A 16,285-nucleotide genomic window follows, 5' to 3' on the forward strand; every position below is an offset into this window, starting at 1 on the left:
TGCGCTCACGCGAACTTGCGGTTGAAGGTGATGAACTCGTCGAGCTTCGCGCGCGCCGCGCCGCTCGCGATCAGCTCGCGCGCACGCCGGATGCCGATGTCGATCGAATCGGCGAGGTTCGCGGTGTAGAGCGCCACGCCGGCGTTGAGGATGACGATCTCGCGCGCCGGACCGGGCTGGTTGTCGAGCACGCCGAGCAGCACCGCCTTCGATTCCTCGGCAGTTTCGACCCGCAGGTTGCGGCTGCCGACCATCTGCAGATCGAAGTCCTCCGGGTGGATCTGGTATTCGCGGATCTCGCCGTCCTTCAGCTCGCCGACCATCGTCGCCGCGCCGAGGCTCACTTCGTCCATGCCGTCGAGCCCATGGACGACCAGCACGTGATCCGCGCCGAGACGCTGCATCACGCGCGCCTGGATGCCGACGAGGTCGGGATGGAACACCCCCATCAGCGTGTTCGGCGCGCCGGCCGGGTTGGTGAGCGGCCCGAGGATGTTGAAGATCGTGCGCACGCCCATTTCGCGGCGCACCGGCGCGACGTTCTTCATCGCGCTGTGGTGGGCCGGTGCGTACATGAAGCCGATGCCGGTCGCCTCGATCGATTCCGCGACCTGCTCCGGCGTTAGCCCGAGCTTCACGCCGAGCGCCTCGAGCACGTCGGCGGCGCCGCTCTTCGACGACACGCTGCGCCCGCCGTGCTTCGCGACGCGCGCGCCGCCGGCCGCGGCGACGAAGATCGTCGTCGTCGAGATATTGAACGTGTTGGCGCCGTCGCCGCCGGTGCCGACGACATCGAGGAAGTTCTGGTCCGCCCCCGGGACGCGCACCGGCGTCGACATCTCGCGCATCACCGTCGCCGCCGCGGTGATCTCGCCGATCGTCTCCTTCTTGACGCGCAGGCCGGTGAGGATCGCCGCGGTCATCACCGGCGAGATCTCGCCGGCCATGATCTGGCGCATCAGCGACAGCATTTCGTCATAGAAGATCTCGCGGTGGTCGATCGTGCGCTGCAGCGCTTCCTGGGCGGTGATGGTCATGGTGGGCCTGTAGGAGCAATTCGTAAAAGTGCGCGGGAGCGTTTCACGGCGTCCCGCCGCCGGTTTCAGTTCTGTTCGAGGAAGTTCCGCAACAGCTGGTGGCCGTGGTCGGAAAGGATCGACTCGGGGTGGAACTGCACCCCCTCGACCGCGAGCGTCCGGTGCCGCACGCCCATGATCTCGCCGTCTTCGGTCCACGCCGTAATCTCGAGACAGTCGGGCAGGCTCTCGCGTTCGATCGCGAGCGAATGATAGCGGGTGCAGGTGACCGGGTTCGGCAGCCCGCGGAACACGCCCTGCCCTTCGTGAAACACCGGCGACGTCTTGCCGTGCATCAGGCGCTTCGCATGGACGACCCGGCCGCCAAACGCCGCGCCGATGCTCTGGTGCCCGAGGCAGACGCCGAGGATCGGGAGCTTGCCGGCGAACTCGCGAATCGCCGCCACCGAGATGCCCGCTTCGGCCGGCGTGCACGGGCCGGGCGAAATCACCAGCTGCGCGGGTTTCATCAGCGCAAGCTGTTCGAGCGTGATCTCGTCGTTGCGATACACCTTGACGTCCGCCCCGAGCTCACCGAAGTACTGGACGAGGTTGTAGGTGAAGCTGTCGTAGTTGTCGATCATCAGCAGCATATTCTATATATCCTATTGATTTGATTGTGTTGTTAATCACAACCCTCATTTCGATACCCGCTTTTTTTGCTTACTGGGTATTTTTCTACACAGCAGGCATTACTTTGACATTGGTCTTACCGCCCCCAATGCCCCTCGAAATCGAACGACAATTGCCGCTGATGGCGGATCGCGAGCAGGTAAATGGCGTCGTCGATCAATGCGTAGAGCAGCAGATAATCCTTGAGGACGTATTCACGCAGCGCGTCCATGTCCTGTGTCAGCGCCGACAATTTTGCACGGAGCGTTGCCAGTGCGTTAGTGGTCTCGACGAAAGGGGGTGCAGTCATCCCGGCGGATTCTGTTGTCACCGACTACAACTTCAATGGATGCCGCGTGAGGCGGAGATTTTCAGGAGCGTGGCTGCTTTCAGAAGGCCGGCATCGAGGGTCAGGATTTTATCAGCCCCCTGATTCTTGGCGATTGCGAGATGAAGGGCATCGCCGCCACGCAGGCCGGAGTCGAAATGTGCCACGAAGCTCCGGGCCAGGTCGTAGTCGGCCACGCTCGGCAACCAGACCTGACACGATTCCCGAATCAAAGCCTCGAACTCCGCGATGACCACTTCCGCCGTGTGGGTGTTGAAGTGCTTCATCCGCACCTCCCGGGCCACCAAGCTGCAAAACTCGACGCGCGTCCATTGGCTGACCGCCAGACTGCCGGCCGCTTGTTTCGCCAGGAAGGCCTCGACCTGGAGACTCGCGTCCTCGTTCAACACCAAAGGGGCGACGAAACTGGTGTCCAGGTAGAGCATCTCAGCGCTCATCGTCGCGCAGGCTGCGAATCAAGGTCGCGGAGGGCTTCTCGAGACATGGCAACTGGGCGCGAAACTGCGCGCGAGAGGCAAGCTGAACTTTCGTCTTTTCAACCCCGCACAGGCGAACGATGGGTTGTCCGTGTCGGGTAATGACCACTTCTTCGCCTCCGGCGACCTGGGTGACGAGTTCGCTAAAGTGAGCTTTGGCTTCCGCCAGACTGACTGTACGCATGACATGCTCCAAATTGGTCATAAAACTGGTCAAATCATACGCCGGTGGATGCCACGTTCAAAGTAGCGGCGTGGCGCCGGAAGCCGCGCTCAGTCGTTGCCCTTCAACCATTCCGGCAGCTCGCGGCTGCCCGCGTTCTCCTGGACGTACTGGCGGATCAGGCGGCGCACGACCTGCGACGGGGTCAGGTCCTTGCTCGCGCAGATTTCCTCGAAAAGCTTCTTCTTCTGCGGATCGATCAGCAGCGTCAGGCGGGCGGTACGGCTTTCTTTCATATCGATTAACATGAAATTAACATTGAAAGTGCTATTGCTTGCAATGTAGTGTGCACCTGTTGCGAACGCAATGGGCAAACGCAAGGAGGGCGCGGGTGAGCGACAGAGAAACCCTTCCGGGCTGGTGCGGTTTGCTGTCGCTGCGCGGCGACGGTCATCCGTTCGTCGTCGACGCCGACGGCCAGCGCACGCTGCAGTTCGACGGCCTGACGATCCAGAGCCAGATGGCGCTGGACGATCCGGACGCGCTCGCGCTCGACTACACCCGCACGATGATGGGCTTCCTGCTGTTCCACCCCGCGCCGCGTCATGTGGCGATGATCGGCCTCGGCGGCGGTTCGCTGCTCAAGTACTGTTTCAAGACGATGCCCGAAACCCGCGTCACCGCCGTCGAGATCAACCCCGAGGTGATCGCGCTGCGCGATGCGTTCGGGATTCCGCCGGACGGCCCGCGATTGCGGGTGGTGTGTCGCGACGGAGCCGAATACATGCGCGACCCGGGCGAGGCACCGGACGTGCTGATCGTCGACGGCTTCGATGCCGGGGGGATGCCGGAGCAGCTGGGCTCGGCCGGCTTCTACGATCACTGCTGCGGGATGCTTGCGGAGGGCGGCATGATGGTGGTGAACCTGTGGGCGGGCGACCGGCGCTACGGGCTTTATGCGTCACGCATCCGCGACAGCTTCGAGGGCAGGATCGTCGCCGTGCGCGCCGACGAAGATTCGAACCGCATCGTGTTCGCGAGCAAGGACCGGCGTTTTCCGCCGGGCCGGGCGCAATTGCTCGATCGCGCCCGGGCGCTCGCCCTCGACCATCCGTTCGGCCTCGTTCCGCTGGCGCAGCGGATCCGGCACCGGCTCGACCACCGCCGCGAGGATCGCGACGACCCGTGGCCGTCCGGCAAGCGCCGGCGCTGAAAGCCCCGCCGCCGGGCACCGCGCCCGATTTCATACCCGCTTCAACTGAACCTTGCGCACGCCGCAGGCGCGGCACGAACGCCTGTCGCCGCGGTGACAAAACCCGCCCGCGGCGCCCCTCGCAACAGCTGAGGACCGGCAACAGGCAGCGGGAACGACACGGCTCGGCCGCTGCCCGGCGAGACTGTAAGCGGATGAATACCTGCATGAGTTTTCGCCGCCGGAATGCTTCAATAGGCGTACGCAGCTCATCCACTTAATCCGTCCGTCAAGTCGACGCGCTGCGGCGAGGAAGGAGACAGGCACATGGAAGGATTCGCTTTGCGCGTTTGCGCACTGGATCGTGCAGCGGTGACCTGCCGCGGCCCTTCACCCACCGCAGCATGCTGCTCGGCTATTCTGCACGGATCGAGAGCATGATCCGCGACGACTCCGGCCCCACTACTGTCGATCCGTTCTGGACCGGCCTCGCCCCGACCGCCCACCCGGCCCCGCCCAAGCGGCGGCGCATCGCCGTCTTCGGCCTGAGCTTCCTGCTGTTCGCCGCCGCGAGCCTGATCTACGACTACTCGCGTCCGGCCGAATACCGCACCACCGCGCGGCTGCGGATCGACATGCCGGGCAACGGCGACACCGCCGACGAGCGCAGGGCCGCAGTCCAGGCGGCGTTCCTGACCGAAGTCGAAGTGCTCACGAGCCGCCCACTCGTCGAAAAAGCGGCCGCCCGGCTCGCCGGCATCGGCACGCCGCTGCCGGCGGGAGCCGGCGACAGCGGCGATGGCGTCGAGGACTATCGGCGGATGCTCGAGGCGACACCGGTCGAGGGAACCGACGTCGTCGAGCTTACAGCGAGTGGCAGGCCAGCCGACGCGCTTGCTCCGCTCGTCAACGCGTTGATCGACACTTACCGCGGCCAGCTCGCCGAACGGTATCGCGAGGATTCGGGCAGCCGTGCGATCAAGGCGCAGGACGAGGCCGACAAGCTCGAAGAGCGTGTCGCCGAAAAGCGGCGTGCGCTCGACGACTATCGCCTCAGCCACGACATCGTCTCGCTCGAGCGCGACGAAAACCGCGTCCTGAGCCAGGTCAAGGGCGTCGGACAATCGCTGAACGCGGCGAACGACCGGCTCGTCACAGCCGAAGCGAAACTACGTTCGCTGCGCGAGTCGATCGCGGCCGGCAAGTCGATCGTCCGGGCGCGCGACAACCCGACGCTGTCCAATCTCGAGCAGCGTGCGTCGCAGTTGCGCGAGGAGCAGCACGAGTTGGAGCGGGCCTACACGCCGGACTTCCTCGCGTTCGATCCGCGCGCCAAGGCCTTGCGCATGCGGATCGCGAGCCTGGACGAACAGATGAAGCAGGTCCGCGAAGGCGGGCAGCAGGCAGCGCTGAGCGACGCCGAGGAGGAAGTCGCGGCGGCGCGCGCGGCCGTCGACCGGCTGGCTCAACAGGCGGGCGGCGAGCGGCGGACGGTCCAGGCGTTCACTGCGCGCCTGGGCGAGTTCAAGGCCATGCAGGAGGAGCTGACCGGACTCGAGGAGATGCACCGGGCGGCGGTCGTCAGGGCGACCGGGCTGCAGGCCGCGGAGCGAATCCGCGTCCCGGAAGTGACGACGCTCGAAGCGGCTTTCCCGCCGGGCGAGCCGTGGCGGCCCCAATACGGCCGGGACGCGGCGATCGGCGTGACGGCGTCGCTGCTGCTGGCGCTGCTGACGACCTGGATCGTCGAGCTTTTCAACCGCACTGCCCCGGCTCCGTCGCTCGTCATTGCGCCCGCGTGGCTGCGCAGCGTGCAGCTGCCGGTAGCGCGCTCACCCGAGGCGCTCGGCCAGTTCGCGCCGTCGGCGCTGCTCGCGGGCGCCGCGCAACTGCCGCGCGAACTCGACGAAGCCGAGATCGCGCAGCTGCTCGACGAACTGCCCGACGACGCCCGCATCGGCGCGCTCGCGCTGCTTTCCGGCCTGTCGTTCGATGAACTCGCGCGGCTGAAATGGCCGACGGTCGATCTGGCCGGCCACCGCATTCTCCTGCCGGACCGCGCCGTGCCGCTGTCTGCAGCGTTCGAGGCGCAACTCGGCCGGTACCGGGAACACCCTCCGCAAACGGACGACGGCCCTGTCGTCCCCGCCGCGAGTGGCGAGACGTCCGACGCGCTCGATGCGACGCTTCTTTACGCCGCGCATGATGCCGGCATCCCCGGCGCGGACGAGATCACGTCCGCGGCGCTGCGTCACAGCTACATCGCCTATCTGGTGCGCCAGGGCGTGCGTTTCGCGGACCTGTTCGGCATCGTCGGGCGGCTCCCCGCCGACATGCTGGGCGCCTACACAGCGCTGTCGCCCGCGGGCAAGAAGCGCCCGCTCGAAGAGATCGACCGGACTCATCCGGTGCTGCGCCACGTACGCTCCGCTTGACCCCAGCCGCGGCCGGCAGGAAGAAAACCGCTCAGACCTTTTTCAGGTAGCAGGCCTTCAGCATGAAGCTGCCGGCGTCCATCCTGCAGTCGACCTCGTGGTCTCCGCCGACAAGGCGGATGCTCTTGACCTTCGTGCCGACCTTCAGCGTGATCGAGGACCCCTTGACCTTCAGGTCCTTGATCAGCACGACCGAGTCGCCATCCGCCAGCACGTTGCCGTTGGCATCCTTCACGAGCGCATCGGCCTCATCATCCGCGTCGGCGGCTGCCGCGATCGGCCACTCGTGGGCGCAATCGGCGCAGATGTAATTGCCGCCGTCCGGGTAGGTGTTCTCCATCGCGCATCGGGGGCAAGCGGGGATCGTGGACATGGTTCCTCAGGCTATCGGGTTCGAAGGCCGGCAGTATCCGCGCCCCGCCCGGCCTCGGCAACCCTTGCGTCGCGCGGCAGCGTCGTTGCAGGCGGGCGGACGCCCTCACAGTCCCTGTGCCTTCGCCCACTGCAGGATCTGCCCGGTGTTTATCGCCCCGGACTGGCGCGCGACTTCGCGCCCGGCGCGGAACAGCACCATCGTCGGGATGCTGCGGATCGCGTAGCGCGCCGCGAGATCCTGCGCCTCCTCGGTATTGACTTTCGCGAGCCGAACATGCGGCTCGAGCTTCGCCGCGGCCTCCTCGAACGCAGGCGCCATCGTCCGGCACGGGCCGCACCACGACGCCCAGAAATCGACGAGCAGCGGCAGATCGCCGTGACCGGCGTGCACGTCGAAGCTCGTGGCGTCGAGTTCGACCGGATGGCCGGTGAAGAGCGGCTGATGGCATTTGCCGCAGTTCGGGTCGTCGCTGAGACGGCCGCCCGGCAAGCGGTTCAGGACGTGGCAGTGCGGACAGGCAATGGTCAGGGTTTCGGTGGTCATCGGGGCCTCCCAGGTTGTGCAGAGTGACGGGGAAAGAACATCCGGTGAAAGCGATCGCGGCATCGCTCATTCAGAGGCTCTCCGGACGATCCGGTTCAATACGCCTTCCGGACTCCGCCCGCTGCGCTCCGCACTGCCTGCCCCAGCCGGCACGGCGACAGAAAGGCGGACCGCGCGGAAACTCGCGCGGTCCGCCCGAAAGCAGCCCGGCCACCGGCCGGACTGCCCGCCCGACTCGTCTCAGGCCGCGTGGCTCCACCATCCGCCGATATCCCTGTCGGTGGCCAGCGCCCACAGCGCAAGCGCGGCAACCGCAAGACCGACGATCACGGCGTTCCACATCGCCCCGGCGCTCGTCGCGAAGCCCAGCACCCACGGCGAGATCACCATCCAGAGGCCGAGGGCCATGTTGCCCCATTCCTCCCAGGCCTTGACCTGGAAGAGCTCGAACAGCGCGAGCGCAGCAACCAGTGCGCCGGCGATCACGGCACTCCACACCGCGTTCGTTTCCGCCTGATAGGCCAGCGCCCAGGGCGAAACCACCATCCACAACCCCAGCACGAGGTTGGCGGGATCCTGCCAGTGCTTCACTTTCATCGTCATACCATTTCCCTCCATCAGCCGCACAGGTCGGCGCCCGAGAGAAGTGCTGCGCCGCTGCGGCCGGCAAAGCACTCCACCTGACGATGCCGTGCCGCGCGGTGGGCAGATTCTCGGCTTCACCTCATCCGGACACCTCCCGTACATTTGACTGCGCCATGCGCCTGCTGTTCCGGTCCCGCGATGCCGGAACGGCCCGAATCGCAGCGGCCCTGCGAACTCCGCGCACCGCTGCGCTGTCGCATGTTTGCGGCGGGTTTGCGACTCGCCACCACGTTTCGTCCAAGCCACGTCCGGCCCCGGTTCGGGAGGAGGCATCGATGGCGCCCGCAAGCCTGCTCGACCTCATCGGCAACACGCCGCTGCTGCCGGTCACCCGCATCGATACCGGGCCGTGCGAGCTCTTCATCAAGCTCGAAAGCCAGAATCCCGGCGGCTCGATCAAGGATCGCATCGCCGTATCGATGATCGACGCCGCCGAGCGCGACGGCCGCATCCGCGCCGGCGGCACGCTGATCGAGGCGACCGCCGGCAACACGGGTCTCGCGCTGGCGCTGGTCGGCCTCGCGAAAGGCTACCGCACGAAGCTCGTGATCCCGGACAAGATGAGCCAGGAGAAGATCTTCCACCTGCGCGCGCTCGGCGCCGAGATCGTCATGACGCGCTCGGATGTCGGCAAGGGCCATCCCGAGTATTACCAGGACATGGCCGAGGCGATCGCCGCGCGCACGCCGAACTCGGTCTATATCAACCAGTTCGGCAACCCGGCGAACCCGGACGCGCACGAGAAGACGACCGGCCCGGAGATCTGGGCGCAGACCGGCGGGCGGCTCGACGCGGTGGTCTGCGGCGTCGGCAGCGGCGGCACGCTGACCGGACTCACGCGCTATTTCCGCAGCCGTGCGCCGCACGTAAAAATGGTGCTCGCCGACCCGGCCGGTTCGGTGCTCGCGCATTTCGTCAGGACCGGCGAGATGACCGACGCCGGCGCGTGGCTCGTCGAAGGCATCGGCGAGGATTTCATCCCGCCGATCGCCGACCTCTCCGGCGTCGCCGAGGCCTACACGATCGACGACGCCGAGAGTTTCGCGACCGCGCGCGAGCTGCTCGCGACCGAAGGCATCCTCGCCGGCTCGTCGTCCGGCACGCTGCTCGCGGGCGCCTTGCGCTACTGCCGCAGCCGCGAGCGGCCCGAGCGCGTCGTGACCTTCGCCTGCGACAGCGGCAACAAGTACCTGTCGAAAATGTTCAACGACTTCTGGATGTACGACCAGGGCTTCCTGACGCATCCGGCGGCGGGCGGGCTGACCGACCTCGTGCAGCGCCGCTACGCCGAAGGCTCGGTCGTCACGGTGCGCCCGGACGACACGCTGCTGACCGCGTTCGGCCGCTTCAAGCTGTACCAGGTGTCGCAGCTGCCGGTGCTCGACGACGGCCACGTCGTCGGCATCATCGACGAATCGGACGTGCTGCATGCAGTCGTCAGCGAGACGACGCACTTCGGCGACACGGTGTCGTCGGTGATGAGCACGCGCCTCGAAACCCTGCAGCCGGACGCGCCGCTCGCTCGCGTGATGCAGATCCTCGACCAGGGCATGGTCGCGATCGTCATGGACGGCGACAGCTTCGTCGGCCTGATCACGCGCATCGACCTGCTGAACCACCTGCGCCGCCGGATCAAGCGACCATGACCGGCAAGGCGGGATTCTCGACCCTCGCGGTGCACGCCGGCCAGGCACCGGACCCGGCGACCGGCGCGGTGATCACGCCGATCTACGCGACCTCGACGTATGCGCAGACGAGCCCCGGCGTGCATCAGGGCCTCGACTACGCGCGCAGCCACAACCCGACGCGCTGGGCGTACGAGCGCTGCGTCGCGGCGCTCGAGGACGGCAGCGCGGGCTTCGCGTTCGGCTCCGGCATGGCGGCGATCGCGACGGTGCTTGAACTCCTCGACGCCGGCACCCACGTCGTCGCGCTCGACGATCTCTACGGCGGCACGCGGCGGCTGTTCGAGCGCGTGCGGCGGCGCTCGGCGGGCCTGCGCTTCAGCTATTCGACGCTCGCCTCCGAAGCCGAACTCGAAGCGGCGATCACGCCCGAGACGCGGATGATATGGGTCGAGTCGCCGAGCAATCCGCTGCTGAAGCTCGTCGACCTCGAAGTCGTTGCGCGCGTCGCGAAGCGCCACGGGCTGCTCGCCGTCGCCGACAACACGTTCGCGTCGCCGTGGGTGCAGCGCCCGCTCGCGCTCGGCTTCGACGTCGTCGTGCATTCGGCGACGAAGTACCTCAACGGCCACTCGGACGTCGTCGGCGGCGTCGCCGTCGTGCGCGACGCGGCGCTCGCCGAGCGGCTCGGCTTCCTGCAAAACGCGGTCGGCGCGATTCCCGGCGCGTTCGACTGCTTCCTCGTCAACCGCGGCCTGAAGACGCTCGCGCTGCGCATGGAACGCCACTGCGCCAACGGCCTCGCGGTCGCGCAGTGGCTCGAACGCCATCCGAAGGTCGAGCGCGTGATCTATCCCGGCCTCCCGAGCCACCCGCAGCATGAACTCGCGTGCCGTCAGATGCGCGGCTTCGGCGGCATGGTGACGGCGGTGCTCAAGGGCGGAGAGGCCGAGGCGCGGCGCTTTCTCGAACATTGCGAGCTGTTCACGCTCGCCGAGAGCCTCGGCGGCGTCGAGAGCCTCATCGAACACCCGGCGATCATGACGCACGCGTCGGTGCCGGCAGAGGTGCGCGCCGCGCTCGGCATCGGCGACGCGCTGGTGCGGCTGTCGGTCGGCATCGAGGACATCGACGACCTGGTCGCGGACCTCGAGCGCGCCCTCGCAGCGGTCTAGGGAGCGGGCCGCGCAGCCGGCCGCGCGTTCAGTCGACCCGCGTGTCGAGCCCCGATTCCGCCATTTCGGCGGCACGCAGCATCGCGCGCGCCTTGTTCTGCGTCTCGGTCCATTCGGCGTCCGGGTTCGAGTCCGCGACGATGCCGGCCCCGGCCTGGACGTGGATGTGGCCGTCCTTGATGACGGCGGTGCGGATCGCGATCGCCAGATCCATGTCGCCATGAAAACCGATGTAGCCGGCGGCACCGGCGTAGATGCCGCGTTTGACCGGCTCGAGCTCGTCGATGATCTCCATCGCACGCAGCTTCGGCGCGCCGGACACGGTGCCTGCGGGGAAGGTCGCGCGCAGCACGGCGAGCGCGTTGAGCCCGTCCTTGAGGCGCCCTTCGACGTTCGAGACGATGTGCATCACGTGCGAGTAACGCTCGACCGTGAATTGCTCGGTGACCTTCACGCTGCCGATCTCGGCGACGCGGCCGGCGTCGTTGCGCCCGAGGTCGAGCAGCTGCAGGTGCTCGGCGCGTTCCTTCTCGTCGGACAGCAGGTCCGCCTCGAGCGCCAGGTCGTCGGCAGCGGTCGCGCCGCGCGGGCGCGTGCCGGCAATCGGGCGCACCGTGACGCGCTTCGCGTTGCCGTCCTGGTCGAGCCGGACGAGGATTTCGGGCGATGCGCCGACGACGTGGAAATCCTCGAAGTTGAAATAGAACATGTAAGGCGACGGGTTCAGCGTGCGGATCGCGCGGTACAGCGCCATCGGGCTCGCCGCGTAGGGCTTGCTCATGCGCTGCGACAGCACGACCTGCATGATGTCGCCGTCGATGATGTACTGCTTCGCGCGGTTCACCGCCGCCTTGAACGCGTCCTCGCCGAAGCTGGACACTGCGGGCTGCGATTCGGCATGCACGTCTTCGGGGATCGTCGCCGGCGCGCGCAGCCGTGCGAGCAGGTCGCGCAGGCGTTTTTTCGCGCGCTTGAACGCGCCCGGCACTTCGGGTTCCGCATAGACCACCAGCGTCAGCTTGCCGGAGAGGTTGTCGACGATCGCGATTTCCTCGGACAGCAGCAGCAGGATGTCGGGCGTGCCCAAGGTGTCGGTCTTTTCGGTCTTCGCGAGGCGCGGCTCGATGTAGCGCACCGTGTCGTAGCCGAAGCAGCCCACCAGCCCGCCGGCAAAGCGCGGCAGACCGTCGCGCGGGGGCACCTTGATACGTGCCATGAACTCGGCGACGTAGTTCAGCGGGTCGCCGTAGTCGCGCCGCTCGACGAGGCGGTTGCCGGTCAGCAGCAGCGCCGAGCGGCCATACACTTCGATGCGCGTCGAGGCCGCGAGACCGATCATCGAATAGCGGCCGAAGCGTTCGCCGCCCTGCACCGATTCGAGCAGGTAGGAATACGGTTCGTTGGCGAGTTTCAGGTAGATCGACAGCGGCGTGTCGAGGTCGGCGAAGGTTTCGAGCGTGACCGGGATGCGGTTGTAGCCCTGCGCGGCCAGCGCGTTGAATTCGTGCTCAAGCATGGAGATTCCACAAAAAACGGTTCAATCGGAACAAGGAGTGCGGGCGCGTGACCGGCCCGCGAAAGCGGTCGTGTTTTAGTGGCCCGCAGGCCACGAGCACCAGCGCCGCCAACAGCGCAGCACTGCGGCAGACTCGTTGCGTTCCTTGTCCGAAGCCCGGTCGTTGTGGGTCATGTCGACTCGTTCATGATGGATGCAAGCGGGGCGGCAGAGCGGTCAGACGACTTCGATGCGCTCGAGCGCCCCGGTGGCGATCGATAGTAGCCCATCGCATTCGATGGTGTCCACGGGCATGCCTTCGCTATATCCATAGGTCACGAGCAGCACCGGCATGCCGGCGGCGCGCGCCGCGAGCGCGTCGTTGGCCGAGTCGCCGATCATCAGCGCCTGCGCGCTGGCAACCCCGAGCAGGCCGCACGCATGGTGCAGCACCGCGGGGTCGGGCTTCTTCACCGGCAGCGTGTCGCCGCTGACGACGGCGTCGAAGTAGCGGTCGAGCCGCATGCGTTCGAGCAGCGGCAGCGTGAAGGCTTCGGCCTTGTTCGTCACGCATGCGAGCCGCAGAGCCATCGCCCGCATCGCCTCGAGAGTCTCGGTAACGCCGGGGTAGATCGTCGTGTGCCGGCCGTTCACTTCAGAGTAGTGACGACGGAAGACCACCACCGCGCTTTCGATCTCGGCCTCGCTCGCCCGGGCGTTCTCGGTCATGCAGCGCCGCACGAGGTGCGGGATGCCTTTGCCGACGAAGGAATGGATCTCGGCGAGTGGCCGCGTCGGCCGGCCGAGTTCGGCGAGCATGCGGTTCGCGCCTTCGGCGAGATCCGCGATCGTGTCGAGCAGCGTGCCGTCAAGATCGAACAGCACCGCCCGCACCGGGAAGCGACGCGCGTTCACTGCTGCACCTTCGCAGTTCTTCGGGCAGCCTGGCGAAGCACTCACGCCCCCACCTTCGCGAGCTCGGCGCGCAGCGCGGCGATCACGCTGTCGTAGCGGTGCGGGTCGGCATCGCGGCCGGCGCCGAACACGGCCGAGCCGGCGACGAAGGTGTCCGCGCCGGCGGCGGCGATCTGCGCGATGTTGTCGACCTTCACGCCGCCGTCGATCTGCAGCAGGATCCGCCGCCCGCTCGCGGCCTCGTACGCATCGAGCTTCTCGCGCGCCGCACGCAGTTTCGGCAGCGTGCCGGGAATGAACTTCTGCCCGCCGAAGCCGGGATTGACGCTCATCAGCAGCACGATGTCGATGCCATCGAGCGCATGGTCGAGATAATGCAGCGGCGTTGCGGGGTTGAACACCAGGCCCGCCTGGCAGCCGCAGTCGCGGATCAGCTGCAGCGTGCGGTCGACGTGCTCGGACGCCTCGGGATGGAAGGTGATGATGTTCGCGCCGGCCTTGGCAAAGTCCGGGACGATGCGGTCGACCGGCTTGATCATCAGGTGGACGTCGATCGGCGCGCTCGTGTGCGGCCGGATCGCTTCGCAGACGAGCGGACCGATCGTGAGGTTCGGCACGTAATGGTTGTCCATGACGTCGAAGTGGATCCAGTCGGCGCCGGCCGCGACCACATTCCGGACCTCTTCGCCCAGGCGGGCGAAATCCGCCGACAGCAGGCTGGGGGCAATGCGGTGCATGAAATTCTCCTGTTCGTTCGAGCGGCGGATTCTAACCGTTCAGCGCACGCACACGCGCCGCACCTGCGCCATGTCGGTGATGCCGCCGAGCACTTTCTCGATGCCGTCCTGGCGCAGCGTGCGCAAGCCCTCGGCGAGCGCGACACCCAGCAGCTGCGCGACGCGCGCGCGCTCCTGGATCATCCGCTTGATCTCCGCCGAGGCGAGCATCAGCTCATGCAGTCCGACCCGCCCCTTGTAGCCGGAGTTGCACTCGGCGCAGCCAATCGGCCGGTAAAGGGTGAAGCGGCCTTCAGCATCCGCGTGCGTCGCGCGCAGCCGCTCGAACACCGCATCCCGGGCGGCGAGCGGATCGGCGCGGAATTCAGGCGTCGCGTGCATGTCTTCGCAGTACTCGTCGAGCAGTTGCACGACTTCCGCCTCGTCGGCGCGGTAGGCTTGCCGGCAATGGGTGCACAGCCGCTTCGCCAGCCGCTGCGCAAGCACGCCGAGCAGCGCGTCGCCGAAGTTGAACGGGTCCATGCCCATGTCGAGCAGGCGCACGATCGATTCCGGCGCGCTGTTGGTGTGCAGCGTCGACAGCACGAGGTGGCCGGTCAACGACGCTTCGATGCCCACCGACACCGTCTCGAGGTCGCGCATCTCGCCGACCATGATGACGTCCGGGTCGGCGCGGAGGAACGCGCGCATCATCGTCGCGAAGTCGAGGCCGGCCTTGCGGTTGACCTGCACCTGGCGCAGCCCCTTCTGCGTGATCTCGACCGGGTCTTCGGCAGTCCAGATCTTCGTTTCCGGCGTGTTGAGGTGGCCGAGGATCGAGTGCAGCGTCGTCGTCTTGCCCGAGCCGGTCGGCCCGCAGACGAAGAACAGGCCGTAGGGCTTGGCGATCGTGCGCCTGAGGCGCTCGAGGTTGTGCGCGGTCAGACCGAGCTGTTCGATCCTGATCGGCTCGCTGTGGCCGAGCAGGCGCATCACGACGTCTTCCATGCCGCCGGCCGTCGGCACCGTCGCGACGCGCAGCTCGATGTCGAGCGGCGCGAACTTGCGGAAGCGGATCTTGCCGTCCTGCGGCCGGCGCCGCTCGGAGATGTCGAGGTCGCACATGATCTTGATGCGCGTCACGAGCGGGTTGCGGTAGCTCGCCGGCACCTGGATGTACGGCACGAGCGTGCCGTCCTTGCGGAAACGGATGTGCGTCTTGTCCTTGCCCGGGCGCGGCTCGATATGGATGTCCGACGCGCCCTGCCGGTACGCGTCGATGATGACCTTGTTGACGAGCTTGACGAGTTCGTTGTCCGCGGCGGCCATGACGTCGTCGGCGACCGAGATCTCCTGCTCCTCCTCGAGCAGGTCGTGCAGCAGGTCGGACACCGAGCCGAGCTCCATCGACGGCTCGAAATACTGATCGACGGTGCGGTCGAACTCGTCGCGCGTCGTCACGCGGAAGGCGAGCCGGTGTTTGGGGAACACATTGTGCGCGATGCGCGACGCGCGGACCTGCTCGGGGTCCCAGGCGAGCACGACGACGCCTTCGGCCGTCTCCTCGAGCGGCAGCCATCCGGTCTGTTGCACGTATTCGCGCTTGATGTTGCGCAGCAGGTCGAGCTGCTTGACGCGATCCTGGCGGTAAGGCTCGTACGGCACATGGAAGAAGCGCGAGGCAGCGTCGCCGAGCTCGGACAGCGCGATACCGCGGGTGGCGACGAGCACCTCATCGACCGTCGCCGCCCCTTCGCGGGCGCGGCGCACCGCCTCTTCGAGTTCGGCCGCGCCGAGGCGCCCATCGGCGACCAGCGCGTCGTAGCGCGAGCGCAGCGCTGCCGGCGCCCTGCCGCGCTGGGCGTACGCGACGCCCAGCGCCTGCGCGAGCCCGAGCAGGCCGTCCTTCGCGACACTTGAAAAGTTCTCGCCCTGCGTCACGTTGATCAGCAGGATCACGCCCTGCAGCGCGCCGCTCGCGGGATCGATGACCGGCGCGGCAAGCATCTGCCGCGTGCGGTAGCCGCCGCGCTCGTCGCCGCTGCGGGAAAAGCGCAGCTCCGGGGAAAGCGCGCGGAGTTCGGCGGGGTCGTGCACGTCGCGGATATTGACGGGTTGCCGGCTCAGCGCGACGTAGCCCGCGATGTTGCGCGCCTCGACCGGGAGTCGTGCGTCGATGGGGGCCGCGCCCGTCCTGACGCGTGAAACGAGCGTCGTGCCGGCCTCGTCGAGGGCGAAGAAGCATAGGCTGTCGGCGTCGAACAGCGCGCACAGGTCGGCGGAAAGGTCGAGGACGACGCGATCGACGTCGTCGGTCGCGTCGATTCGTGTCGTGATCGCCTGCAGGCCTTTGAAAAACGCGAGACGGCCGGCGACGTCGCTACCTTTCCCGGCTCGTCCGGGCGCTGCAGTCATGGGCATTCCTGTTCCTGTCGGTCAGGGCCCTCGATGAAAGCTTGCTCGGGGCCGGCCCTCATTCTAGCCAGCGTCGC

General features: G+C 67.2%; 17 protein-coding genes. 4 read left to right on the forward strand and 13 right to left on the reverse strand.

The window, feature by feature from the left end; genetic code table 11:
* Window positions 1-5: 5 nt before the first annotated feature.
* The 6 genes from trpD to GO606_RS20695 form a co-directional block, all read right to left on the reverse strand.
* A complete protein-coding gene (trpD, locus tag GO606_RS20670) occupies window positions 6-1,037 on the reverse strand; it encodes an anthranilate phosphoribosyltransferase (RefSeq protein WP_169116615.1) in 1,032 nt (343 codons plus the stop codon).
* A gap of 65 nt (window positions 1,038-1,102) precedes the next feature.
* Window positions 1,103-1,669, reverse strand: coding sequence for an aminodeoxychorismate/anthranilate synthase component II (locus GO606_RS20675; RefSeq protein ID WP_169116614.1), 567 nt, complete (start codon window positions 1,667-1,669; stop codon window positions 1,103-1,105).
* A gap of 116 nt (window positions 1,670-1,785) precedes the next feature.
* A complete protein-coding gene (locus GO606_RS20680; protein WP_246979810.1) occupies window positions 1,786-1,998 on the reverse strand; it encodes a type II toxin-antitoxin system RelE/ParE family toxin in 213 nt (70 codons plus the stop codon).
* A 32-nt stretch (window positions 1,999-2,030) separates the two neighbouring features.
* Window positions 2,031-2,462 (reverse strand): type II toxin-antitoxin system VapC family toxin, encoded by a 432-nt coding sequence (locus GO606_RS20685; protein WP_169116613.1) that lies wholly within the window; start codon window positions 2,460-2,462, stop codon window positions 2,031-2,033.
* Between the two features lies 1 nt (window position 2,463).
* On the reverse strand, window positions 2,464-2,697 hold the full coding sequence (locus tag GO606_RS20690) for a type II toxin-antitoxin system Phd/YefM family antitoxin (RefSeq protein ID WP_169116612.1): 234 nt from the start codon (window positions 2,695-2,697) through the stop codon (window positions 2,464-2,466).
* Between the two features lie 89 nt (window positions 2,698-2,786).
* Window positions 2,787-2,972, reverse strand: coding sequence for a CopG family transcriptional regulator (locus GO606_RS20695; RefSeq protein WP_169116611.1), 186 nt, complete (start codon window positions 2,970-2,972; stop codon window positions 2,787-2,789).
* Window positions 2,973-3,067: 95 nt separating this feature from the next.
* On the opposite strand from GO606_RS20695, the gene GO606_RS20700 reads away from it, so the two are divergent.
* Both GO606_RS20700 and GO606_RS20705 read left to right on the forward strand, forming a co-directional pair.
* The gene (locus tag GO606_RS20700) at window positions 3,068-3,889 is read left to right on the forward strand and encodes a spermine/spermidine synthase domain-containing protein (RefSeq protein ID WP_169116610.1); all 822 of its coding nucleotides are present in this window, start codon (window positions 3,068-3,070) and stop codon (window positions 3,887-3,889) included.
* A gap of 416 nt (window positions 3,890-4,305) precedes the next feature.
* A complete protein-coding gene (locus tag GO606_RS20705) occupies window positions 4,306-6,303 on the forward strand; it encodes a GumC family protein (protein WP_169116609.1) in 1,998 nt (665 codons plus the stop codon).
* A gap of 31 nt (window positions 6,304-6,334) precedes the next feature.
* On the opposite strand, the gene GO606_RS20710 is transcribed toward GO606_RS20705, so the two are convergent.
* The 3 genes from GO606_RS20710 to GO606_RS20720 all read right to left on the reverse strand — a co-directional run bounded on the left by GO606_RS20710 (window position 6,335) and on the right by GO606_RS20720 (window position 7,825).
* Window positions 6,335-6,676, reverse strand: coding sequence for a zinc ribbon domain-containing protein YjdM (locus tag GO606_RS20710; protein ID WP_169116608.1), 342 nt, complete (start codon window positions 6,674-6,676; stop codon window positions 6,335-6,337).
* 105 nt (window positions 6,677-6,781) lie between these two features.
* Window positions 6,782-7,222 carry a thioredoxin TrxC gene (gene trxC, locus GO606_RS20715; protein ID WP_169116607.1) on the reverse strand — a complete coding sequence of 147 codons (441 nt, stop codon included), beginning with the start codon at window positions 7,220-7,222 and terminating at the stop codon, window positions 6,782-6,784.
* A 240-nt stretch (window positions 7,223-7,462) separates the two neighbouring features.
* On the reverse strand, window positions 7,463-7,825 hold the full coding sequence (locus tag GO606_RS20720) for an SPW repeat protein (RefSeq protein WP_246979813.1): 363 nt from the start codon (window positions 7,823-7,825) through the stop codon (window positions 7,463-7,465).
* A 317-nt stretch (window positions 7,826-8,142) separates the two neighbouring features.
* Between GO606_RS20720 and GO606_RS20725 the strand changes: the two genes are divergently transcribed.
* Together GO606_RS20725 and GO606_RS20730 are read left to right on the forward strand one after the other, a co-directional pair.
* Window positions 8,143-9,513: a pyridoxal-phosphate dependent enzyme gene (locus tag GO606_RS20725; protein WP_169116606.1), complete on the forward strand. Its 1,371-nt coding sequence runs from the start codon at window positions 8,143-8,145 to the stop codon at window positions 9,511-9,513.
* Window positions 9,510-10,667, forward strand: coding sequence for a cystathionine gamma-synthase (locus GO606_RS20730; protein ID WP_169116605.1), 1,158 nt, complete (start codon window positions 9,510-9,512; stop codon window positions 10,665-10,667). The genes GO606_RS20725 and GO606_RS20730 overlap by 4 nt, the downstream gene beginning before the upstream one ends.
* 28 nt (window positions 10,668-10,695) lie before the next feature.
* On the opposite strand, the gene trpE is transcribed toward GO606_RS20730, so the two are convergent.
* The 4 genes from trpE to GO606_RS20750 form a co-directional block, all read right to left on the reverse strand.
* Entirely contained in the window at window positions 10,696-12,183 is a 1,488-nt protein-coding gene (trpE, locus tag GO606_RS20735) for an anthranilate synthase component I (protein ID WP_169116604.1), read from the reverse strand.
* A 216-nt stretch (window positions 12,184-12,399) separates the two neighbouring features.
* Window positions 12,400-13,077, reverse strand: coding sequence for a phosphoglycolate phosphatase (locus GO606_RS20740; protein ID WP_169116692.1), 678 nt, complete (start codon window positions 13,075-13,077; stop codon window positions 12,400-12,402).
* A 41-nt stretch (window positions 13,078-13,118) separates the two neighbouring features.
* The gene (gene rpe / locus GO606_RS20745) at window positions 13,119-13,814 is read right to left on the reverse strand and encodes a ribulose-phosphate 3-epimerase (RefSeq protein ID WP_169116603.1); all 696 of its coding nucleotides are present in this window, start codon (window positions 13,812-13,814) and stop codon (window positions 13,119-13,121) included.
* A 39-nt stretch (window positions 13,815-13,853) separates the two neighbouring features.
* On the reverse strand, window positions 13,854-16,208 hold the full coding sequence (locus GO606_RS20750; protein WP_169116602.1) for a GspE/PulE family protein: 2,355 nt from the start codon (window positions 16,206-16,208) through the stop codon (window positions 13,854-13,856).
* Window positions 16,209-16,285 lie beyond the last annotated feature (77 nt).

Origin of the sequence: Aromatoleum anaerobium (genome assembly GCF_012910705.2) — a bacterium.
GTDB classification, from domain to species: domain Bacteria; phylum Pseudomonadota; class Gammaproteobacteria; order Burkholderiales; family Rhodocyclaceae; genus Aromatoleum; species Aromatoleum anaerobium.

Bases quoted from the DNA above. Each gene is read 5' to 3' on its own strand.
- trpD (WP_169116615.1), bottom strand. From the start codon at position 1,037: ATGACCATCACCGCCCAGGAAGCGCTGCAGCGCACGATCGACCACCGC.
- GO606_RS20675 (WP_169116614.1), bottom strand. From the start codon at position 1,669: ATGCTGCTGATGATCGACAACTACGACAGCTTCACCTACAACCTCGTC.
- GO606_RS20680 (WP_246979810.1), bottom strand. From the start codon at position 1,998: ATGACTGCACCCCCTTTCGTCGAGACCACTAACGCACTGGCAACGCTC.
- GO606_RS20685 (WP_169116613.1), bottom strand. From the start codon at position 2,462: ATGCTCTACCTGGACACCAGTTTCGTCGCCCCTTTGGTGTTGAACGAG.
- GO606_RS20690 (WP_169116612.1), bottom strand. From the start codon at position 2,697: ATGCGTACAGTCAGTCTGGCGGAAGCCAAAGCTCACTTTAGCGAACTC.
- GO606_RS20695 (WP_169116611.1), bottom strand. From the start codon at position 2,972: ATGAAAGAAAGCCGTACCGCCCGCCTGACGCTGCTGATCGATCCGCAG.
- GO606_RS20705 (WP_169116609.1), top strand. From the start codon at position 4,306: ATGATCCGCGACGACTCCGGCCCCACTACTGTCGATCCGTTCTGGACC.
- GO606_RS20710 (WP_169116608.1), bottom strand. From the start codon at position 6,676: ATGTCCACGATCCCCGCTTGCCCCCGATGCGCGATGGAGAACACCTAC.
- trxC (WP_169116607.1), bottom strand. From the start codon at position 7,222: ATGACCACCGAAACCCTGACCATTGCCTGTCCGCACTGCCACGTCCTG.
- GO606_RS20720 (WP_246979813.1), bottom strand. From the start codon at position 7,825: ATGACGATGAAAGTGAAGCACTGGCAGGATCCCGCCAACCTCGTGCTG.
- GO606_RS20725 (WP_169116606.1), top strand. From the start codon at position 8,143: ATGGCGCCCGCAAGCCTGCTCGACCTCATCGGCAACACGCCGCTGCTG.
- GO606_RS20730 (WP_169116605.1), top strand. From the start codon at position 9,510: ATGACCGGCAAGGCGGGATTCTCGACCCTCGCGGTGCACGCCGGCCAG.
- trpE (WP_169116604.1), bottom strand. From the start codon at position 12,183: ATGCTTGAGCACGAATTCAACGCGCTGGCCGCGCAGGGCTACAACCGC.
- rpe (WP_169116603.1), bottom strand. From the start codon at position 13,814: ATGCACCGCATTGCCCCCAGCCTGCTGTCGGCGGATTTCGCCCGCCTG.
- GO606_RS20750 (WP_169116602.1), bottom strand. From the start codon at position 16,208: ATGACTGCAGCGCCCGGACGAGCCGGGAAAGGTAGCGACGTCGCCGGC.